18 protein-coding genes are annotated in these 18,572 nt (G+C 57.1%); 3 read left to right on the top strand and 15 right to left on the bottom strand.

All coding sequences use genetic code 11. The annotated features are described in order from the left end of the window. The first annotated feature begins 84 nt into the window (after positions 1-84). From ABVT35_RS09255 to ABVT35_RS09245, 3 genes are all read left to right on the top strand, one after another. The gene (locus tag ABVT35_RS09255; RefSeq protein ID WP_368466030.1) at positions 85-516 is read left to right on the top strand and encodes a cytochrome c; all 432 of its coding nucleotides are present in this window, start codon (positions 85-87) and stop codon (positions 514-516) included. Between the two features lie 151 nt (positions 517-667). After that, positions 668-1,693, top strand: coding sequence for a zinc ABC transporter substrate-binding protein ZnuA (gene znuA, locus ABVT35_RS09250; RefSeq protein ID WP_368466029.1), 1,026 nt, complete (start codon positions 668-670; stop codon positions 1,691-1,693). A 113-nt stretch (positions 1,694-1,806) separates the two neighbouring features. Then, positions 1,807-2,751, top strand: a complete 945-nt coding sequence (locus tag ABVT35_RS09245) for an alpha/beta fold hydrolase (RefSeq protein WP_368466028.1) — start codon at positions 1,807-1,809, stop codon at positions 2,749-2,751. 13 nt (positions 2,752-2,764) lie between these two features. Here ABVT35_RS09245 and ABVT35_RS09240 read toward each other — a convergent pair whose 3' ends face one another. The 15 genes from ABVT35_RS09240 to ABVT35_RS09170 form a co-directional block, all read right to left on the bottom strand. Next, on the bottom strand, positions 2,765-4,762 hold the full coding sequence (locus ABVT35_RS09240; protein WP_368466027.1) for a peptidoglycan-binding protein: 1,998 nt from the start codon (positions 4,760-4,762) through the stop codon (positions 2,765-2,767). 218 nt (positions 4,763-4,980) lie between these two features. Further along, positions 4,981-5,364, bottom strand: coding sequence for a GFA family protein (locus ABVT35_RS09235; RefSeq protein ID WP_368466026.1), 384 nt, complete (start codon positions 5,362-5,364; stop codon positions 4,981-4,983). Positions 5,365-5,442: 78 nt separating this feature from the next. After that, positions 5,443-7,236 carry a TRAP transporter permease gene (locus tag ABVT35_RS09230; protein ID WP_368466303.1) on the bottom strand — a complete coding sequence of 598 codons (1,794 nt, stop codon included), beginning with the start codon at positions 7,234-7,236 and terminating at the stop codon, positions 5,443-5,445. Positions 7,237-7,301: 65 nt separating this feature from the next. Further along, positions 7,302-8,264: a TAXI family TRAP transporter solute-binding subunit gene (locus ABVT35_RS09225; RefSeq protein ID WP_368466025.1), complete on the bottom strand. Its 963-nt coding sequence runs from the start codon at positions 8,262-8,264 to the stop codon at positions 7,302-7,304. Between the two features lie 213 nt (positions 8,265-8,477). Continuing rightward, complete coding sequence (locus ABVT35_RS09220) at positions 8,478-8,906, bottom strand: PaaI family thioesterase (protein WP_368466024.1); 429 nt, start codon at positions 8,904-8,906, stop codon at positions 8,478-8,480. Between the two features lie 42 nt (positions 8,907-8,948). After that, positions 8,949-9,893 carry a 2-hydroxyacid dehydrogenase gene (locus ABVT35_RS09215; protein WP_368466023.1) on the bottom strand — a complete coding sequence of 315 codons (945 nt, stop codon included), beginning with the start codon at positions 9,891-9,893 and terminating at the stop codon, positions 8,949-8,951. Positions 9,894-10,015: 122 nt separating this feature from the next. Continuing rightward, positions 10,016-11,194 (bottom strand): KR domain-containing protein, encoded by a 1,179-nt coding sequence (locus ABVT35_RS09210; protein ID WP_368466022.1) that lies wholly within the window; start codon positions 11,192-11,194, stop codon positions 10,016-10,018. Then, the gene (locus ABVT35_RS09205) at positions 11,191-11,790 is read right to left on the bottom strand and encodes a DUF4166 domain-containing protein (protein ID WP_368466302.1); all 600 of its coding nucleotides are present in this window, start codon (positions 11,788-11,790) and stop codon (positions 11,191-11,193) included. Before ABVT35_RS09205 ends, ABVT35_RS09210 begins: the two co-directional genes overlap by 4 nt. A gap of 128 nt (positions 11,791-11,918) precedes the next feature. Further along, a complete protein-coding gene (locus ABVT35_RS09200; protein ID WP_368466021.1) occupies positions 11,919-12,485 on the bottom strand; it encodes a GbsR/MarR family transcriptional regulator in 567 nt (188 codons plus the stop codon). Between the two features lie 62 nt (positions 12,486-12,547). Further along, positions 12,548-12,916: a cupin domain-containing protein gene (locus ABVT35_RS09195; RefSeq protein ID WP_368466020.1), complete on the bottom strand. Its 369-nt coding sequence runs from the start codon at positions 12,914-12,916 to the stop codon at positions 12,548-12,550. Positions 12,917-12,994: 78 nt separating this feature from the next. Next, entirely contained in the window at positions 12,995-13,903 is a 909-nt protein-coding gene (locus ABVT35_RS09190; protein ID WP_368466019.1) for a hypothetical protein, read from the bottom strand. A 13-nt stretch (positions 13,904-13,916) separates the two neighbouring features. Next, a complete protein-coding gene (locus ABVT35_RS09185) occupies positions 13,917-14,342 on the bottom strand; it encodes a periplasmic heavy metal sensor (protein WP_368466018.1) in 426 nt (141 codons plus the stop codon). A 3-nt stretch (positions 14,343-14,345) separates the two neighbouring features. Continuing rightward, positions 14,346-14,780, bottom strand: coding sequence for a hypothetical protein (locus ABVT35_RS09180; RefSeq protein WP_368466017.1), 435 nt, complete (start codon positions 14,778-14,780; stop codon positions 14,346-14,348). After that, complete coding sequence (locus ABVT35_RS09175; protein WP_368466301.1) at positions 14,764-15,315, bottom strand: RNA polymerase sigma factor; 552 nt, start codon at positions 15,313-15,315, stop codon at positions 14,764-14,766. Before ABVT35_RS09175 ends, ABVT35_RS09180 begins: the two co-directional genes overlap by 17 nt. A gap of 143 nt (positions 15,316-15,458) precedes the next feature. After that, a complete protein-coding gene (locus tag ABVT35_RS09170; protein WP_368466016.1) occupies positions 15,459-18,572 on the bottom strand; it encodes an efflux RND transporter permease subunit in 3,114 nt (1,037 codons plus the stop codon).

The raw sequence follows: 18,572 nt of genomic DNA, 5'->3' as shown, positions 1-18,572 counted from the left end.
CCTGGGGTAAGTGCGACAGATGGCGGACGGATGCATATCCCGTCCTGACTGCAGTCATTACAATGATCCTCACAGGAGAACGTTATGAACCGTGCAATCACATTGGCAGTGCTTCTTTCAGCCGGCCTTGTCGGCAGCTCCCTGGCGGCCGACGATCCTTCGAAGGACAGGCAGGGAATCATGAAAAACGTCGGCGCGGCAACTGGTGTCGGCGCCAAAATGGTCAAGGGAGAAATGGAATTCGACCCTGTAGCTGCCCAGTTGGTGTTCAACACCATGAATGCAGCCGCCAACGGCTATGGGTATCTGTTTCCGGAAGGCTCGGAATCCGGGAACGAAACCGAGGCTTCACCCAAAATCTGGCAAGACAAGGCGGGCTTCAACGCTGCAGTGGCCAAGTTCATTGCCGACACAAATGTCAAGATCACCGACATGGATAGCTTCAAAGCTGCATTTGGCGCGGCCACGAAAAATTGCGGCTCATGCCATGAAGCCTATCGCATCAAAAAGGAATAGCCGAGCGCCTCACCCTGCGCGGCGGGCGGGCCGCGCAGGTTTGCATGACCCGGCTCAGGGTATTTCTCTTTGCCGGTATTGAGCCTGTGTGATGTTTGCGTTATAGCGTTATTAAATAACGTTACAACATAACATAACACACGGATTATCCATGAAATTGCTCCGCACCCTTTTACTGGCTTCAACCGCTTGTGTCGCTTTGCCAGCTGTCGGGCTTGCAGAACCCGCCGTCGTAACATCGATAAAGCCCATTCATTCGCTCGTCGCCGGCGTCATGGATGGCGTTGGTGACCCGGAACTTCTGGTCGACGGGGCGGCATCACCACACACCTATAGCCTTCGCCCCTCCCAGGCCGGCAATCTGGAACGGGCAGACATCATCTTCTGGTTCGGTCCGGATCTCGAGGCATTCCTGGAAAAACCTCTCGACACGCTCGCCGACAATGCAATGGTCGTTGAACTGGGGGACGCTCACGATCTTGTAAGGCTCGGATTACGGGAAGGTGGAACATTCGAAAGCCACGATCACGAGGGTGACGAGCACGCCGATGATGGACACGACGACCACGAACACGACGACGACGAACACGCGGACCACGAAGGCGAATCAAACGAAACACATGCCGGCCATGACCACGATGCGCATGCCGACGGCGAATTCAACATTCATTTGTGGCTCGATCCGGTCAACGCCAAGGCGCTGGTGCACGAAATTGAAGAAGCGCTTGTGAAAACCGATCCGGAAAACGCTGCGAAATACAAGGCCAACGCTGAGGGCCTGGAAGTGCAGTTGGACGAGTTGACCACGGAAATTGCCACTAGGCTGGAGCCGGTCAAAGACAAGTCGTTCGTCGTTTTCCATGACGCTTATCCGTATTTCGAAAACCGCTTTGGTGTTTCGGCTGCCGGGTCTGTGACGATCAGTCCCGAGGTCGCTCCTGGTGCCGCACGGGTGTCGGAAATCAGGAACAAGGTTAAGGAACTGGGCGCAACCTGCGTGTTTTCTGAACCGCAATTTGAACCGAAACTGGTTGACGTCATTACCGAAGGAACGGGTGCGCGTGCCGGAGTTCTTGACCCGCTCGGCGCTGACCTCGAGAACGGTCCTGATCTATATTTCACACTGATCCGCAATATGGCCGACAACATGCTGAATTGCCTTTCCGACAACAGCTAAGGCGTTGTCCGACAATCCGAACGGGTTCTCAAGCAAATCGGATCGGTGGTACTCTTGCCCCTGCCCTTTACCTTCCATAAGCTCTTTGCGGTGCGAGGGACCCGGACTTTTGAATGGATTGGATTATCGGCCTCGTTGTAGCTGGGGGATCGGCAATGGGACTGAGCTGGTATTTGAGCGGCTTACGCGAAAAACCCATGACACCGGACGAACGTGCAGCACACGCTCCCGGCAAGTCCGTTCAACTGAGCGACGGCGTAATCCACTATTCGGAGCGTGGCCCGACCGACGGGCAGGCCGTTGTCATGGTTCATGGATTTGGCGTTCCGCAGTTCGTCTTTGAGCAGAATGCAGCGGCCCTTGCGGATACCGGATTTCGCGTCATCCTTTTCGACCATTTTGGACGTGGCTGGTCCGACCGGCCAAATGCCAGATACGATACCGATTTCTACGATCGCGAATTGACCGAATTGCTTGACGCGCTGAATTTGACCGAACCCGTCGGGCTTGTCGGCTATTCGATGGGCGGCATCATTGCGACGGATTTTGCTGCGCGCCATCCGGAGCGGCTGACAGCCATAATACTCCTTGCACCGGCGGGACTGGCGGTTTATCCGTTTATGGGCAAACTGTTTGGCAAAATCATTTGCATGCCTGTCATTGGAGACTGGCTCTGGAGGCTGCGGGGACGGTCGCTGCTGCTCGGCGATCCCCAGTTTCAGGAGCCATTGCCTGACCCGGCCCGTCGCATCCGGGGCGACGATACCATTCAGATGAATTACAAAGGTTACTTCAACGCCCTCCTCCAATCATGGCGCAATCTGCCGCTGGAGAATTGCGACGAAGTCTTTGCCGATGCATCAAGGGGTGTGCCAATGATGGCGCTTTTTGGCGGCAAGGACCCGACAATCAGCGTCGAAAGCGCAGCCAGACTGAAAAAGGCGGCGCCACATGCCCGGGTCGAGCTCATAGAAGAAGGAACGCACGGTCTGCTTTATGAAATGTACGATACCGTCAATCCGATGCTGATCGAATTTCTCAAGGCAAATTCACGCTGACCGCCTGAACAGCCTAACCCAGCCGGCCCTCTTTCTGACCCAATACCAGCTTGTCGAATACCTTGGCGGCGGCCTCCGCCTTGCGGATCACACCATCCCTGTTCTTGTCGAGGCCGGCGTTTTGCCGATAGGCGGTGGTGCCCTGCTCGAACAATACGAAGTTCTCTGACTTGCCGACGGCGGCAGGCCAAAGGACCGCCATATAGACATCACTCAGATTCGGCATCGGCCTGCTACCGATCGTTTTCCTGAAATAGAGCTCGACAAAATCGAGCTGATCGAGTGCCGTCATTTTGGCAAGTTTTTTGGTGGTCGTTCCGAGAAAAATGGCGGTCTTCGGCATGAACTGAATAAGACCGGTCGCACCGCTGCCCGCGGCGTTTTTCACATCCGGCGTAAATTTGCCGCCCGTTTCAAACGCCATGACAGCCATCAGATGGTCGGGGTCACAGCGCAGCCGTTTGGATATGGAAATCACCTTTGCCTTGAAGTCCGGGCCGTGTTTCCTTTCGGTCACCGCACCCCAGGCAAGCTTGCCGTCTCCACCGCCGCCATCGGCGGCACCAGTGCCGCCCGGAGCCGACGGCACCACCGAACCGGCTTCGAAACCGGGGCCGCCTGATATGGCATTGGAAAAATCAAACGCGGGGAGTGTCAGCCCCAATTCCTCCGCGGTATCCGGGCCGACAATACCGTCATCGGCATTGGCTCCGAAAACCCCGGTCTGAAAATCAATCACCGCCTGGAATGTTCCCGTGCCAAAATCGCCATCGACCTTGATCGGGCGCGAAAGGCGCGCTGACAGCGCTTCCTGCAATTGCCGCACGAGCGGCCCGCCGGACCCCATGCGCAAAATGACAGTCTTTCCGGCACAGCGGGTTCTGATCATCTGCTGGGCTTCCTCGGCCAGAAACAGAACATACTCGGCGCTGTCCTGCATTCCGCTGTCGCGCCGGAACGGAGCGATGAACTTCCTCCACGGACCGCGCTCTGAGCCGCGAACACCTTTTTTGACGGTGCCGGCGATGGTCTGGCAGCCGGCACTCGAAAAACGGGAATCCGGAATTGCGCCATCGGCTCCCATGTGAAATGCACAATGAATATTGTCGCCTGCGATACGGCCAACCTCCCAGCGGTCATCCAGATCGTAGTCAGTATCGTCGCCGGTCCTCTGGATGGTGATTGCACATTCCTGGCGTAGCGCCCAGTGCCCGCTCTGGCCTTCGGAACGCTTGTGCCAGCCATGGGCGTAGTTCTTGTAGCGGCCACAGCCCATCTGATTGACGCCGATGCCGCGATTGCCGACTTTGCGCGCAACTATCGTGTGGAACGGCACGGTCGATCCGGGAAAGAGCGCCAGCCCGCCATTTGGTCGCCACTGCCCGATTGTGCAGTTCATGGTCTTGTAGTTGACCTCCCGCAAGGCGATTTCATGTGCTGACGCAAAGTCCGTTCCGGCGAAATCGACCGGTCGGCATCCGCGCAGTCCGAAAACGATAATGCCCCGCCCGTCTATCGGCAGCTGCGAACGTTTCCAGAGACCAATCAGATGCGCTTCGGACAAGATCAGGGCCCCGGTGTCGGCAATGCCCGGATCATCGGTTACGACATCGGGAGAGATATCCACCGGTGGTGGGGCTTCGCCATCGGTCGGCTCAGGAAACACTGGGCCTGGCTCGGTTCCGGAACCTTCTGCCGGTTCTTCCTCGGAGGAAACAGAGAGGATTTCCTTGATTTTATCTTTGAGGTCATCGAGCGATATGCCGGAAATCAATCCGGTCCCGGACGAAGCATGTCCCTCGATCTTGAGCCGCAGTGCCGTGATATCGGCAACCAGCTGTCCGAAGGCCGATCCTTCAATCCGCTCCCACACCCCGTCCAATTCGGCAGTCAGCGCTTCGAGCCGCCGCATCTCGGCCTTGTCGCCCTGGGCCTTTGCTTTTTCGTACGGTCGAACGAGTGACTTGCGCAGCGCATGGAGCCGCTCTCTCAGTTGGGCTTTGGTCGTCATGCCTTACCCCCTTCATCCTGACCGGGTGGCATCATGCACCCTTTGTGCCAGCAACTTGCGGTGGAATGCTGATCGATCGCCTGCAAGGCTCACTATATTTGCGCCAATTGTTTGCCTTCTTTACAATAAAGGCAAGCATTTGCGTGGCAGAATACTATTTTTGCTCTTAGGCCGGCCGCTATTGCTGTCCAATTAGTGAAAGTGTACCGGAATATTGATCACGATTTGTCCCGATCCGAGGGATGATTGATTCCATCATAGACCGGCACCTCGCCAAGTTCGAAAGGATTCACACCCTCAAGACAGCCGACATTGTAGCCGTACTGGTTCGGATCGCTCCTTCGCTGATGGTGGGTATAGGTTCCACAGATGCTGCAGAAATAGTGCTTGGCGGTCTTTGTCCCGAACTGGTAGAGGCGCAAAATGTCGGCACCTTTGACCACTTTGAGATCACTCAACGGAACTGTGCCGACGATGGCGCCGCGTCGCCTGCACAAGGAGCAGTCGCACCGGCTCGGATCCACGATACCGTTTGGCAGCTTCAGTTCCAGTTCCACCGCACCGCAGTGGCAGGTGGCTTTGTGTACCGGTTTGATGTCCATGGGCTGACCTCTTCTGTTGTGCTAGGCAACACAATCTACACCAGGGCGGTTTTGACCGCCTTTCTGGCCCGGATCAGGCTAGCCGATCGCCACGCGAAAAAATACAACTGCAGCACCAAACGCAACCAGCGCCATCTTGAAACCGGGATTGCGTGCAGCGATCAAACCCAGTGAAATGAGTGCGAGGCCAACGCCTATCTGTATTGTCGCGGCCATTGCTTCCCACGGATTGGACGACAGTTCAATGATTGCGGGATTGGCAATCATGCCGAGCGGGATGACATAAAGACCAACGCCGAGTGCCATCGCAGTCAGGGCCACTTTCAGCCAGTTTTCGCCAATCATGCCGGCGGCGATAAAAACCGCACCGCAAACAGGCGGAGTTATCGTCGAAATCAGCGCGAACCAGAAAACGAAGAGATGCGCCTGCAGGGGCTGCAATCCAAGCTGGATCAGCGCCGGTCCGGCAACCGACACGCAAATTACATAGGCCGCCGTTGTCGGCACTTCCATACCGAGGATCAGGCACGCAAGTGCTGTTAAGAGAAGCGACGGCCAAAGATAGCCGCCGGAGCCGGACAGGATAAGTGACGTGATTTTGACACCGAGCCCGGTGATGCCAAGAACGCCTATGACGATGGACGCGCACAGGATGATTGAAGCGATCATGGAAACCTGCCTTGCGGCGGTCAGGAGTGCCCTTTCCAGCCGCCGGCGGCTGCGAACAGCATCAAATGTCAGGTCGCCGCCAATGAGCAGCATGACCGCGCCCACAATGATCGCTATGCATGCAGAGTATTGAGGTGTATAGCGCGCGACGAACATGCCCCACATTAGGACCGCGAAGGGCACGAGAAAGAACGCCGATGTTATTGCCACTTCCCGTGCCGCCGGTTTTTCAGACTCCGGAATTGCACGAAGCTCGAAACGGCGGGCATAGGCGTTGATGCCCATCCAGACGGCAAAGAAATAGAGCAGTGCAGGTAATATGGCCGCTGCCATAATGCCCGTATAGGGAACCCCGGTCAGTTCCACCATGACAAATGCGCCGGCCCCCATGAGCGGCGGCATGATCTGCCCGCCGGACGATGCAACCGCCTCGACCGCAGCGGCCAGCCTTTTCGGATAGCCGAGCCGCGTCATTGCCGGCAGGGTTATCGAACCGGTCGATGCGACATTGGCCGAGGCTGATCCGGAAATGGAGCCGAATAAAGCAGACGAGATGACGGAAACCTTTGCCGCACCGCCCGTCAGCCGTCCGGCAGCGGCAGCGGCAATATTCATGAAACCCTTCCCGGCTTCACCCGCGTTGAGCACCGCGCCGAATATAACAAAGATCGCGACAATTCCGACGGACACTCCGGTCAGACTGCCCCAAAGTCCGCCTTCGGCTATTGTCAATGTGCCAAGGAAACTTTTGAGCGGCACTCCCGAATGTCCGAACTCTCCTGGGACATACTGACCAAGCAGCCCGTAGGCGAGCGCCAGCGCGGCTACGAGCGGAAGCGGCCAGCCGATTGCCCGCCGCGCGGCTTCCAGAACGACGACAAGCAGAATGATGGCAATCAGGATCTGCCCATTGTTTTCGAGAAAACCGTACTGATCCGACAATGCGTTGTGCCGCACCGCAACCCACAGGCAAGAGGCAATTCCAGCCGCGGCGAGTACAATGCCCGATATGCGCGACAATCCCGGTTTGGCAGCAAACACAAGTATCCATGGCAACGCCAATGCCATATGCAACGGCCGGCTGACGAGGTTTGATACAAGACCTGAAAATATAAGTCCGAGATGGAAGGCGACCAGAATGACCGCAAGCAGAAACTGCGCCAGCCGGAAAGGAATTGACTGCGGCTGCTGCGGGTTGAGCATGGTCACATTGCCTGCGTGTCGGTCATCCGGCTTTGCAAGCTAGGGACCAGGGAACGGTTAAACGGTTATTCCTGATCCTTGGCGATCGGAAATCCGACTTCCTTGTAGAATTTGATCGCACCGGGATGAAGTTTTCCGGTTATGTTGACCATAAGCTGATCATCAACCCCTTCCCACCAGGCCGCCACTCCGACCATTTCCTTCTTCTGCTCCCAAAAGGTCTTCGTGAGCTGATAGGCGGTGTCGTCGTCCATCTGCGTTGTCGTATAGACAATGACCGGGAGCGACGTTGTGACGATATCGTCATCCTGGCCGGCATAGGTTCCTGCCGGTATCACCATGCGTGTGCGCTTGGTTTTTTTCACCTCTTCGCCATCCATGGAAATGAGATTGACGCTGGTGGACGCCGCAGCTTCCACGACATTGGGCGCTGGCCACGATCCGGCGGTTACAAATCCGTCGATCTGCCCGTTTTTGAGCGCTGACACGGCGTTCGAAAGCTCGACGTCGACAAGGGTGACCTTTCCCTCAAGCCCGAAGAGCTTGATGTATTTTGCGCCTTCGCGCGCACCGAACGATCCCTTTCCAAGCAGAAGCTTTTTGCCCGCAAGTTCCGGAAAGGTAAGAACCGCAGCCTCGCTCGACATGACGAACTGCATCGTCAGCGAGGGGATCGGGAACAATGCGCGGATATCGTCGAAACGGCCATTGCCTTTGCCGGCGAACATCGCCTTGCCTTCCTGGGCAAGTTTGACCAGCACCGGCGGAGACGTAAACACGTAGTCAGCCCCGCGGGCCTTGACTTCCATGACGTTTTGAACAGAACCTTGGCTCTCCTCAACGGTCACGATAATCTCACCGTTGGAGCCTTTTTTCATGGCTTCTGCGATCTGAACACCCATCTGATAATAGGACGATGAGGTTTTTGCCGATTTATAGGTAATTCGTATTTCATCGGCTTTGACCGGCGCCGTGGCTGCCAGAATCAACGCAGCCGAAACGCCCAGTAATTTTACCGGCAACTTCATGTTGTCATTCCTCCGACGAGGACCGCCGCGCGCCTTATTTTCTGGCGTCTGCGGCATTCCTACTTCCCGTTCGCGATCCCACGGGACAAGAAACCCGATTCCCGCGTTCGTGACCAGAGGCCGGTTGCGGCCCACTGCTTTAAATTTACTTAAAATAATCTGTATATGCTATTGATAATAATCATGTTAATTGAGTATTTCATACATTAACCATCAAGACAATGGCCACAGAATCATTTGCGTACAGCGAAAATGCGCCATGGTTTTGCCGGTCTCAAGCGATTTGACCCGCGCATCCCAAACTTGCGTCGTCCTTCCCTGATGCAGCGGACTTGCAGTGCATTGAACATCGCCTTCGCGCGCTGTTCCAAGAAAATTGGTGGTAAGATCGACCGTCGTGAAGCCGTTAGCGCCCTCGGGCAGAGACCGAAGCGTGCCGTAGCCGCAGCATGTGTCGGCAAGCGTAACGACTGAACCGGCGTGCAGGAAACCGTTCCACGCCATCAGCGCTTTTTTGACGCTGAAACGCGCGATGACCTCGTCCGGGTCGACTTTCAGGAACTCCATGCCAATATGGCCGGGAAAATAATCACTTCCCCGCCGGTTCCATTCTTCAATCGTCTCAGGAATGGTTATTTTCACTGCCTGCTCCTCCAGGTCCGGTTGCAAAACTGTAACCGGCGGTCAGTAGCCTCTCACCCGGTCAACACATGCAGGTATCTGGCCTGTTTTCAGGTAGTTTCCAATATTTGCCGCAACGATGGCCGAAGCGGTGGTCCTGTTTGTCGGCCCGGAAATATGCGGCAGGACCGTTACAGCAGGATGAGACCAAAATGGGCTGGATTGCGCAAGCGGCTCTTCGTCGAAAACATCCAGGACTGCGTGGCTGAGGTGGCCGCTGTCCAGTTGCGCAAGCAATGCGTCGTCGTCGACAATCGGACCGCGGGCAAAATTGATCAGGCTGGCGCCCTTCCGCATTTTGGAAAGCCGATCCGTGTTAAGGAGGCCGCGTGTTTCAGCCGTGAGCGGCATGAGGACAACCACAATGTCCGATTTTTCCAATAGCAGGCCAAGTTCGCCGGCACCATGAAACGCCTCAACGCCCACCATTGTGCGTTCAGAACGGCTCCATCCGCAAACCCTGAAGTCCTGTTCGAGAAGTTTTACGGCCGCGATACGTCCGAGTGCGCCAAGTCCGAGGATTCCGATGGTGCGCTCCGACGGCAGCGGCAGTTCGTGCTCCTTCCAGATGCGTTCCTCCTGCTGGCGACGGTAGCGTGGCATGTCACGGTGCAGATAAAGGGTCCAGGCGAGCACCGCTTCGGCCATGGTCCTGGCCATTTGCGGGTCTTCGAGGCGCACGATCTTCGGGCCATCGACGGGGAGTTCGGAAACGATGCGCTCAACCCCTGCCCAAAGGCTATGGATCCATTGCAGGTTCGGCATACAGGCGATTTCCGCCGGATCGGGATCTGCAACGATTGCGACTTTTGCAGATTGGCGCTCCGGTTCCGTCAATTCTTCAAAACCTACTATCCGACAATCCGGCAAGGCCTGGCTCAACGCCTCGATCCAGACCCTCCGGTCGGCGTCACTTGTTTTTGCGACAAATGGAATGACTGAACTCATCTCGTCCAAGGCCTTTTGAAACAACCGGCCCACGCCGGAATTAAGGAACACTGCTCCCGCAAGCTATGGAATTGATGACGAGATTGCGCAAGCCCTATCTGCGGAACAGTCAAATACCGCTACTAGACAGCCATCCGTGTGGTGATCGCGTATGGCATCATTTCCGTCTCGATATCGTCAAGCGTCAATGCATCACAAGCCAGCCCCGCTCCCGGCTCGATTGTTTCATTCAGCAATTTTCGAACGACTGCAGCCGCAGCCAGTGTGGGAACAACAGGCCCATCGCCATTTTTCGCCAGAAGCGACCAAGCCGCGTCTATTTTCATGCCGTCCGCGCCGATGCCGGATGCCTTCACCACCATACCGCCAACCTCAGACATGCCGATGCGGGTGAATTTTCGCAATTTGTGCAACAGCGGCGCTAGCGTTGTCAGCCTGACAGGCAATCCGCTGCGTGCCAGCCGGCCCAGATACTCCATGCCGCGTTGCTCGAATGGGTTTTCAAGTCCGGCATAAAACGCTACGCGATCTGTAACATCGTGCCTGCCGCCAAGCAGCTCGGCGTCGATTGTCTCGACCAATGCGACCCGCCGCGAACCAAGGCCGGGCATGTCCAGATATGTGGCGCCGGCCCAGCCGAAATCCTGTGTCAGCCGTCCACCGCGCCAGACCGGCACGGGTTTTCCGGCATAGCTCAAAACAGCTGCCACAACCGCCTCGCCAACATCTGCCCTGCCTCCGGGCGTAATGCAGATATCGACTGTGTCGACCGATTGCCATTGGTCAGTCAGCGCACTGACAACCGCCACCGAGAGCGCCGGAGTCGAGCTGGCGCCCGCGAGCGCCACGCATCCTTTTTTGCGTGCGCGATTGTCGAGAGCGGCCCGGTAGCCGGCAAGATAGGCACGGGCATCGGCCAGATCGATGCAATGCGCACCCACACTGAGCGCCGCATGCGGCACGTCATAGCCGGTCCCCTGAAACGGACCGGATGCGTCGATGACGAGGAACGGCCGGATTTCCTTCAACGCCGCGAACAGGTTCTTGTCGCGGTCGAGTGCCATGCCCGAAATATGTGCCTGCGGGTTCCCGGACATAAACAATCGGACCGCTGCCGCCGCCCTGCCGGCGTTTCTCGACGTTATGAGCAGATGCGTATTGTCCATGGCGGCCAGATGCGAGGTCAGCTGGCGCCCGAACACACCGGTACCGCCGATTATCAGTATGGTCCGGATCGCTGCTTCGCGTGCGCCTTCCGTTTGGAGGTTCGCATGAAAGCCTGGTTTCATAAGGACAGTCATGGCATTTCCTCGCGATAGAGACCTTCCTGATGAACGAGCCTGCCAAACAGTGGATGATCAAGCGTAAGCCCGAAGACGAAGGACTGCCCGCCCTCCTCACGATGGATGACATTCAATGCGCCAGGAGCCAACCAGCGTGGCACGCGCAACCTAAGCGGTCCAAGACGCAGGTAATAGCCGGCGCTTCGAAAGGTCAGCACCCGATCTTCGACCGTAACGTCAAGCGCCATGCTGATGCCGAAACCGATATATTCCTCAAGTCCCGTCGGCCCGGCAAAACGCTTGGCTGAGTGGATGACTTGCGGAAAACCGGTTCTGTTGGCATAGAGCCGGGTCCAGATCTGTCCGCCGGTTTCCACGTCTTCGGTGACGGTAACAACAGACGGCACGTCGACATCATCGAATAGCGGCAGCGGGCCGCCGATCAATCGCAGGATCTGACTGAGAAGTTTCCCCGGCAGGTTTGCGTGAACCTTTGTAATGCGGCCCACATATACTGCCGTTCGGCCGCCCGCGAGCCTCTTGGTAAACCTGCGTTGCACATCCGGCGGCAGGTCTTGCCAGTCCTCATCAGACAGGAGCGCGCGAAAGCGCATATCACCGAGTTCTTCAGCGGCACGCCCCTTTGGGAAACGGGCGTCTGTTTGCTCCTGCAGGTTTTTTTTAAGTCGGAGATTTTCCATATTCAAAGTCTGACCTCCGCTATGTGAATGTGCTTTCAACCTCAGTCTTTGCCCAAGGGCAGGAACGATGCGATCTTCGAGCCGAGTTTGAGCAACACGTCGCGCTTGTTCTTCGGCACCGCCATCATCTGCGTGTACCAGCGGTCGACGGATGCAGTGAACTCCATCATGTTGCGCAAGCGTTCGCGGGTGGCGTTCGAGACTGTTGGATCGTTTTCCGCCTTGCCGACACACTCCTGCAAAATCGCGAGCGCCGGATCGATCTCGCGCGCCTTGCGGCCGGACGCAATGCGTGCCGCGATTTCCCAGACGTCGGTTTCGGCTTCGAAATGCTCGCGCCGGTCATGACGGATGGGCACGCGATGAATGAGGTTCCAGGCAAGCAGCTCCTTGACGGAATTGGACACGTTTGAGCGCGCCATTTCCAAATCTCCGGCGATGTCCTCTGCCGTGCGCGGGCCGTCGGCCAGATACAGATAGGCATGGATTTGGCCGATAGAACGGTTGACGCCCCACTGCCCACCGAGATTGCCCCATTGGAGAATGAACGCATCAACTGCTTCCGGGAGCGCATTCTTTTTGTCGGTATTTTCCGTTATTTCTGTCATAACAGAAATATAAGAAATTTCACCAGCGTTTGCAAGTAAGCAATGGTGGGCTGTCCAACATTTCAATCGTCGGTATCGCGGTCCCAGAAAAGATCGTTTTCGACCACATTCGTCTTGAAGACGATGTAGACGAACGGTTCGTCATGCGGATTTTTGGTGTTGTGCACTTCCCGTGGTTCGCAGGTCAGCGTGTCGCCAACACGCAAATTGAAGGTCTTGCCATCAATGTCGAAAGTGCCCTGCCCTGACAGGATGTGAAAGACTTCGGTGCAGCTTTCATGATGATGATCATCGACTTCGGCGTGCGGCGGCAGTTCAACGATCTGAACAAGCGTGCCAGAAGCATTCAATGCATCTTCGCGTAGCAGGATCTTTTTGCGATAGCCTTCGCCTTCAATCCACGGAGTGGTCTGTTGGTCTACAAATCTCATTGCGCACCCCTGGTTCGGTACTGCGTTTTCACGCGGCGGCACAGATTGCTTCGACAATATCAATTCACGTTGAGCCCGCTAGCGGGTAACCCTCAAGATTCTGCCATCATCAAGGCCGATTGTGAATTCTGTTTCACTTCCCGCACCGCGTACAAGGATTGCCCTATCGACACGCCCGGGAAGCTGAATAGAAGCACGTTCCGCAAGGCCGTCTTCAACAAATCCGATAATACGCAAGGCTGTGCGATCGTCAGAAGGCACCGCCAGCTCCATAGCGCCGTCACCATCTATATTGGCTATTGCAGAGAGCCGCATTTCACGCGATCCGATGGCATGGTTAGAAAAGCCCTCCAGCGCGGCAATCTTCGACAGCCGACCCTCGTGATATCGATAGAAGAATAGGGTTCCGCCTATATGGGGTGTACGCACAAATGCTATATCCAGGCCCGGTTTTCCATCGAAATTTGCAATGCCGGCAATATTCAGCCAGCGATTTGCCCGGCCGATGAATCCTGTTGTGCCGCGTTCCACTAGCGAACTGTTTTCTAGCCCGTAGATCGTGACCGAGGCACCCTTGCTGGTCGAAGAGCGGATAGTCACAATCTCGACGGTTCCTTCGCCATCGAGATCGGCGAGGCGCGGCGTACGGTCTTCGAATACCTGCGATTGCGGCAAGGTGACAGTGAGGACAGACCCGTCCGCCAGCTTGGCTTTCAGAGCACCGGCTTCAACAGCATCTCCGAGGATGCCGTGACCATAACGGCCTGTCGGTTCTGCATACCAGGCCTCGACGATATCACCACCTGGATGCATAGCGACCCGCCCATCGGGTAGACCCGCCGGTGCCTGGCGACCGGCTTCGTCAAACATTACAGGTGTTATTGCGTCCTCGCTGAGACGCTTGATTGTCCATTGATCCGCAGCTCGCGCAGGAGCTGCGGCAAAGGCCAGAATGGTGAGAAGCCGTACCCACAGAGAGCCACGCATTTTGAGCATTGTCCTAATTCTCATCCGGAATCTGCGCCCGTTGATCTGCCGGCATTTCCAATATCGCCTCAACGGCTTTTTCGTGAACCATGAGGACGAGATCCGACGACTGGTCCTTCATCTGCACGAGCACGGCAGCAATTGCGGCCCGATCCGGTTCAGGAGCGGCCAGCAAACCACGCAGCCTTTGATAATTTTCGTGCCGCTCCTTCCGGCTATCCTGATATTGCGGATTGAGCGAATCAAGGGCATCAGCAATCTGCTGCCGCGCCGGTTCATCGAGATTGCGTGCCAACCGGGCACCGACGCCCCGCAGGATGCCGCCTCTCTTCTTTTCTTCAGGCGCATCCAGCAGCCGTGTTGCGGCAAAGCCGATGAAAAAGCCATTCGCCAGAAGCGACACCACAAGAGTGACAATCAATATGCGCTGTTTGCTCATGAGCTATCTGTCCCCATTGTGTGTCGATCCGTCCGACGTGCCCAACAAAAGCTGATCGTGCGCGTCGGCCTGCACCAGAGTCTGGTCGGGCACGATCTGTCCCACGCCGATTCCAAGACCACAGGCAATGACGACGCTCGCGGCAAGACGCATGAGCGTTCGGCTGGAAAAAGCGCGTCTGCGCTGTGCTTGTGCCTCGATTTGGGTCAGCATTGACGACTGCATGGCTGCCAAACCGGCCTCAATTGACGGGCTTTTGTCCAGCGCGTTCGCCAGCGCACCGAAGGAGGCGTCGATCCGCTTAGCCGCGTCAAGCCGGCTGCGAAATTCGGGATCGCGCATCGCAGCCTCGCGTGCCTTCTGTGCGGCTGTCTGATCCGGCCAGCTGTTCAGGTCGGCCCCGTAAAGGTCGAGCAGGGATTCAAATTTGCTGTTCATCTCGTTTACCTCCCCCTTCTTCCTGTTGTGATTGTTCAATCTTCCGGCGCAGCGCTCGCCGGGCTCTCGCCAGCAACGACGAATACGCCTCAACGTCGATTTCCATGATCTCAGCCGCTTCCCGGTGGCTGCGGTTTTCAAAATGGGCAAGCACCAGTGCCGCGCGCTGGCGTTCCGGCATTTGCGCAAGTTGCTCAAGCAGCTGCGTCATGTCCTGACTTCGCTCCAGATCCACCAGAGGCCCCTGCCCCGGATCGTGCAGTTCATCCAGTTGATAGTCATCGACCTGGAATTTCCTCTGCCGCAGCACATCGATGGCTTTTCGCGTTGCAACGGTTCGCAAGTAAGCCGCTATCGTCGCTTTGGCCTGCCAGTCAGGTGCTGTGCGCCAAAGGGTAAGCAACGCCTCCTGGGCTATATCCTCTGCCTCATCGAGGCGGCCTGTCACACCATATGCGAGCCGGATCAATCTTGGGCCGTGTTCGGTCATGATTTGCCGGAATGCACCGGTATCGCCTGTCCCGATCCGTCGCATCAGTTCGCTGTCCTTGCGAACCGCGCCGTCGGAATGTTCTGGGGACATGAAGGGCCTTTCGCCTGATGCCGGTGGAACCGGCAGGCTAACAAGCCGTCCGCACCTGCGTCAAACCGCAGGTTGATCCGTGCGCATGTTTTTGATCACGCCCGGCCTGCCTCCTTTCCGCTGGTTTCAAGTTCCTTGATCAAACGTTGTTCATCCGCGTTTCGCGAATTGCTGAGGCCCGCCAGCAGGTTGTAGGCTACTGGTGTCAGGAACAGCGTTGACACGGTCGCAAAACCAAGGCCGCCGACAATCGTCCAGCCGAGCGCCGTGCGTGCTTCAGCACCGGCGCCAAAAGCGAGGATCAGCGGCAGACCACCGAATACAGTTGAGACCATGGTCATCATCACCGGCCTCAAACGTCGCATGCAGGCGCCTTCGATTGCGTCACTCACCGCCATCCCCTGTTCGCGCAGCTGATTGGCAAATTCGACAATCAATATGCCGTTCTTCGCCATGATACCGACCAGCAATATGATGCCGATCTGGCTGTAGACATTGATTGTTCCACCCGTCAGGCCAATGGCAACGACGGCTGCTGCAACTCCCGTCGGGATCGTCAGAAGAATGATGATCGAACTGACGAAGCTTTCGAATTGCGCCGCCAGCACCAGGAAGACGATGACTATGGCAAAGATGAAGACCAACCCCATGCCGGTCGAGGTCTCCTCAAGCAGCGCCGCTTCCGAAAGCAGCGTAATCTCGACACCGGCCGGCAGAACCTCCTGCCCTGTCTGCCTGAGATCGGCGATGGCGCTTTCCAGATCGTATCCGTCTGCAAGCGGAACGGAGATGGGCACCGCCCGCATACGCTCTTCGCGCGTCAACTGAGGCGCGACTGCCGTGTCCTCGATTTCGACAACAGTCGACAGCGGTATCATGGTGCCGTCGCCGGCACGAACGAACAGATTTTCAAGTTCGCCGGGATCGCTGATTGCACGGTGCCCGAGGGAAAGCATGACCGGAACGGCATTGTCGTCCTGATGGATTTCGGCAATCTCGCGCCCGTCGAGCGCTATGGCGACGAAGGACGACACGTCGTCCAGATCGATGCCAAGTTCCCGTGCCCGGTCACGATCGACCTTTACTGACAGTTCGGCCTGTGTGGTGTCGTAACCGATGTCGAAATTGCCAAGACCTTCGTAACGATCTTCCATGGCGCGGGTGAGATCAACCGCCGCATCCGACAGGACATCATAATTGGAGCCTGTAAGGGCAAACCGCAGCCCGCTGCCGCCACCGCGAAGGCCAAGCGTGTTCGGTTGCCGCGCAAATGCCGAGACACCCGGTATTTCGGCAAGCTGGCGATTGATATCGGCGACGATTTGCGACTGGCTGCGGTCACGCTCACCCCAGGGCACCAGCCGGAATATGATAAATCCGCGGTTTGAGGCCTGGTTGCCGACCACGCTGAACAGTGAATCGACCTCGCCCGATTCCATCAGATCCGCGCCGATGGCCTCGATTTCCTTCATTTTTTCATTGGCGATCTCGAGTTCGGTTCCCTGGGGAAGCTGGACCACTATGGGAATGCTGGCTCGGTCCTCCCGAGGCGTGATCTCCTGCGGCAGACTGTTGAAGAGATGATATGAGAATCCGGCAAAGATGATGCTTGCGACAAGCACGACCATCGGCGCAGCCAGAGCTGCACGCAACAGTACCCGGTAGCCTTTGGCAAAACCGTTGCCGATACGCTCAAGCCAGGTGACGCGCTCAGCATCGGAAACCTTACCGGTGAGGCGTGAGGCCAGCATGGGAACCAATGTGAGCGCGACAAGGGACGAAATGGCGACGGCTATCGCCAGGACGAAACCAAATTCTGAAAAAAGCTGACCGACCGTTCCCGGCAGGAACGAGATCGGAATGAATACGGCAGCAAGCGTTGCCGTTGTTGCGATAACGGCGAAAAACACCTCGCGGGTACCGCGCACGGCGGCGGCGCGTTTTCCATCGCCCTGGCGCCGGCGCCGCACGATGTTCTCGAGAACGACGATCGCATCGTCCACGACCATGCCCGTCGCAAGCAACAGCGCGAGAAGTGTCAGTATGTTCAGGGAAAATCCGACGAGCCAAATCGCCGCGACAGTGCCGATCAGCGCCACCGGTATCGTCACGGCCGGAATTATCGTGGCTGCAGCCGTGCGCAGGAACAGAAAGATGACCAGGATAACGATGGCCGTTGAGATCAGGAGGGACTTGACGACTTCCCCGATAGCGGCACCGATAAATACCGCGTCATCGGAGGTCACCCGCAACTCGATATCATCGGGCAGCTGTGACTGCAGCTCTGAGACTGCCTGTTCGATACCTTTGGAAATCTCCAGCGTATTGGACTGGGCCTGACGGACAATATTGATGCCCACGCCGGTCTTGCCATCGGCGCGCAGATAGGATGTCCGGTCATCTGGGCCGTAAGACACGTCGGCAACGTCCGCGACCCGCGTATTTGCATCAATACGCAGTTCCTGAATATCAGCGACGGATGCAACGTTCATGTTAGTTCGAACAAGGATCTCGGTTCCGCCGGTGACAAGCGAGCCCGCCGGTGTATCCGCTGTCACCCGCTCGATGGCGGATCGAACATCGGCAGGCGACATGCCGCGGCTGGCAAGCGCCATCATGTCGAGTTCGATCTTGAAGACCGGCTGACGATCGCCAAAAACAGTCACATCGCCTACCCCGGGCACCGCCGAAAGACGGTCGATGATCTGATTGTCGACGACTTGCGTCAGCTCCTCTATGGGAAGCCGATCGGTCGTGGCGGCAAGGCGGATGATCGGGCTGTCGTCGTCATTGGCCTTGATGACAAGCGGTGTGTCGACGCTGTCCGGCAGGCTTCGTTCGGCACGGGCGATGGCATTGCGTAAATCCGTCGCGGCCGTATCGATATCGACCGACGATGCGAATTCCACCGTGATGCGGCTGGTGCCGTAGCTTGAACTCGAGGAGATCGAGGCAACACCGGGCGTGCGTGCGGCTGCGCCCTCCAAAACGGAGGTCACGGTGGTGTCAACGGTTTCGGGTGTCGCACCGGTATAGGTCGTGCGGATGGTGACGACAGGCCGGTCAGTGCTCGGAAGTTCCCTGACCTCCACCGCAAGGATAGCGGCAAGGCCCGCGATGATCACCAGCAGGTTGAGAACAATTGCAAAGACCGGGCGTCGCACGCAAAACGCCGGCAGGCCCTTCAGCTCTTCTGAATTCCTGGACAT

This window comes from Hoeflea sp. TYP-13 (assembly GCF_040932035.1).
Taxonomy (GTDB): Bacteria; Pseudomonadota; Alphaproteobacteria; order Rhizobiales; family Rhizobiaceae; genus Hoeflea_A.
This window is presented reverse-complemented; position numbering and strand designations above follow the sequence as displayed.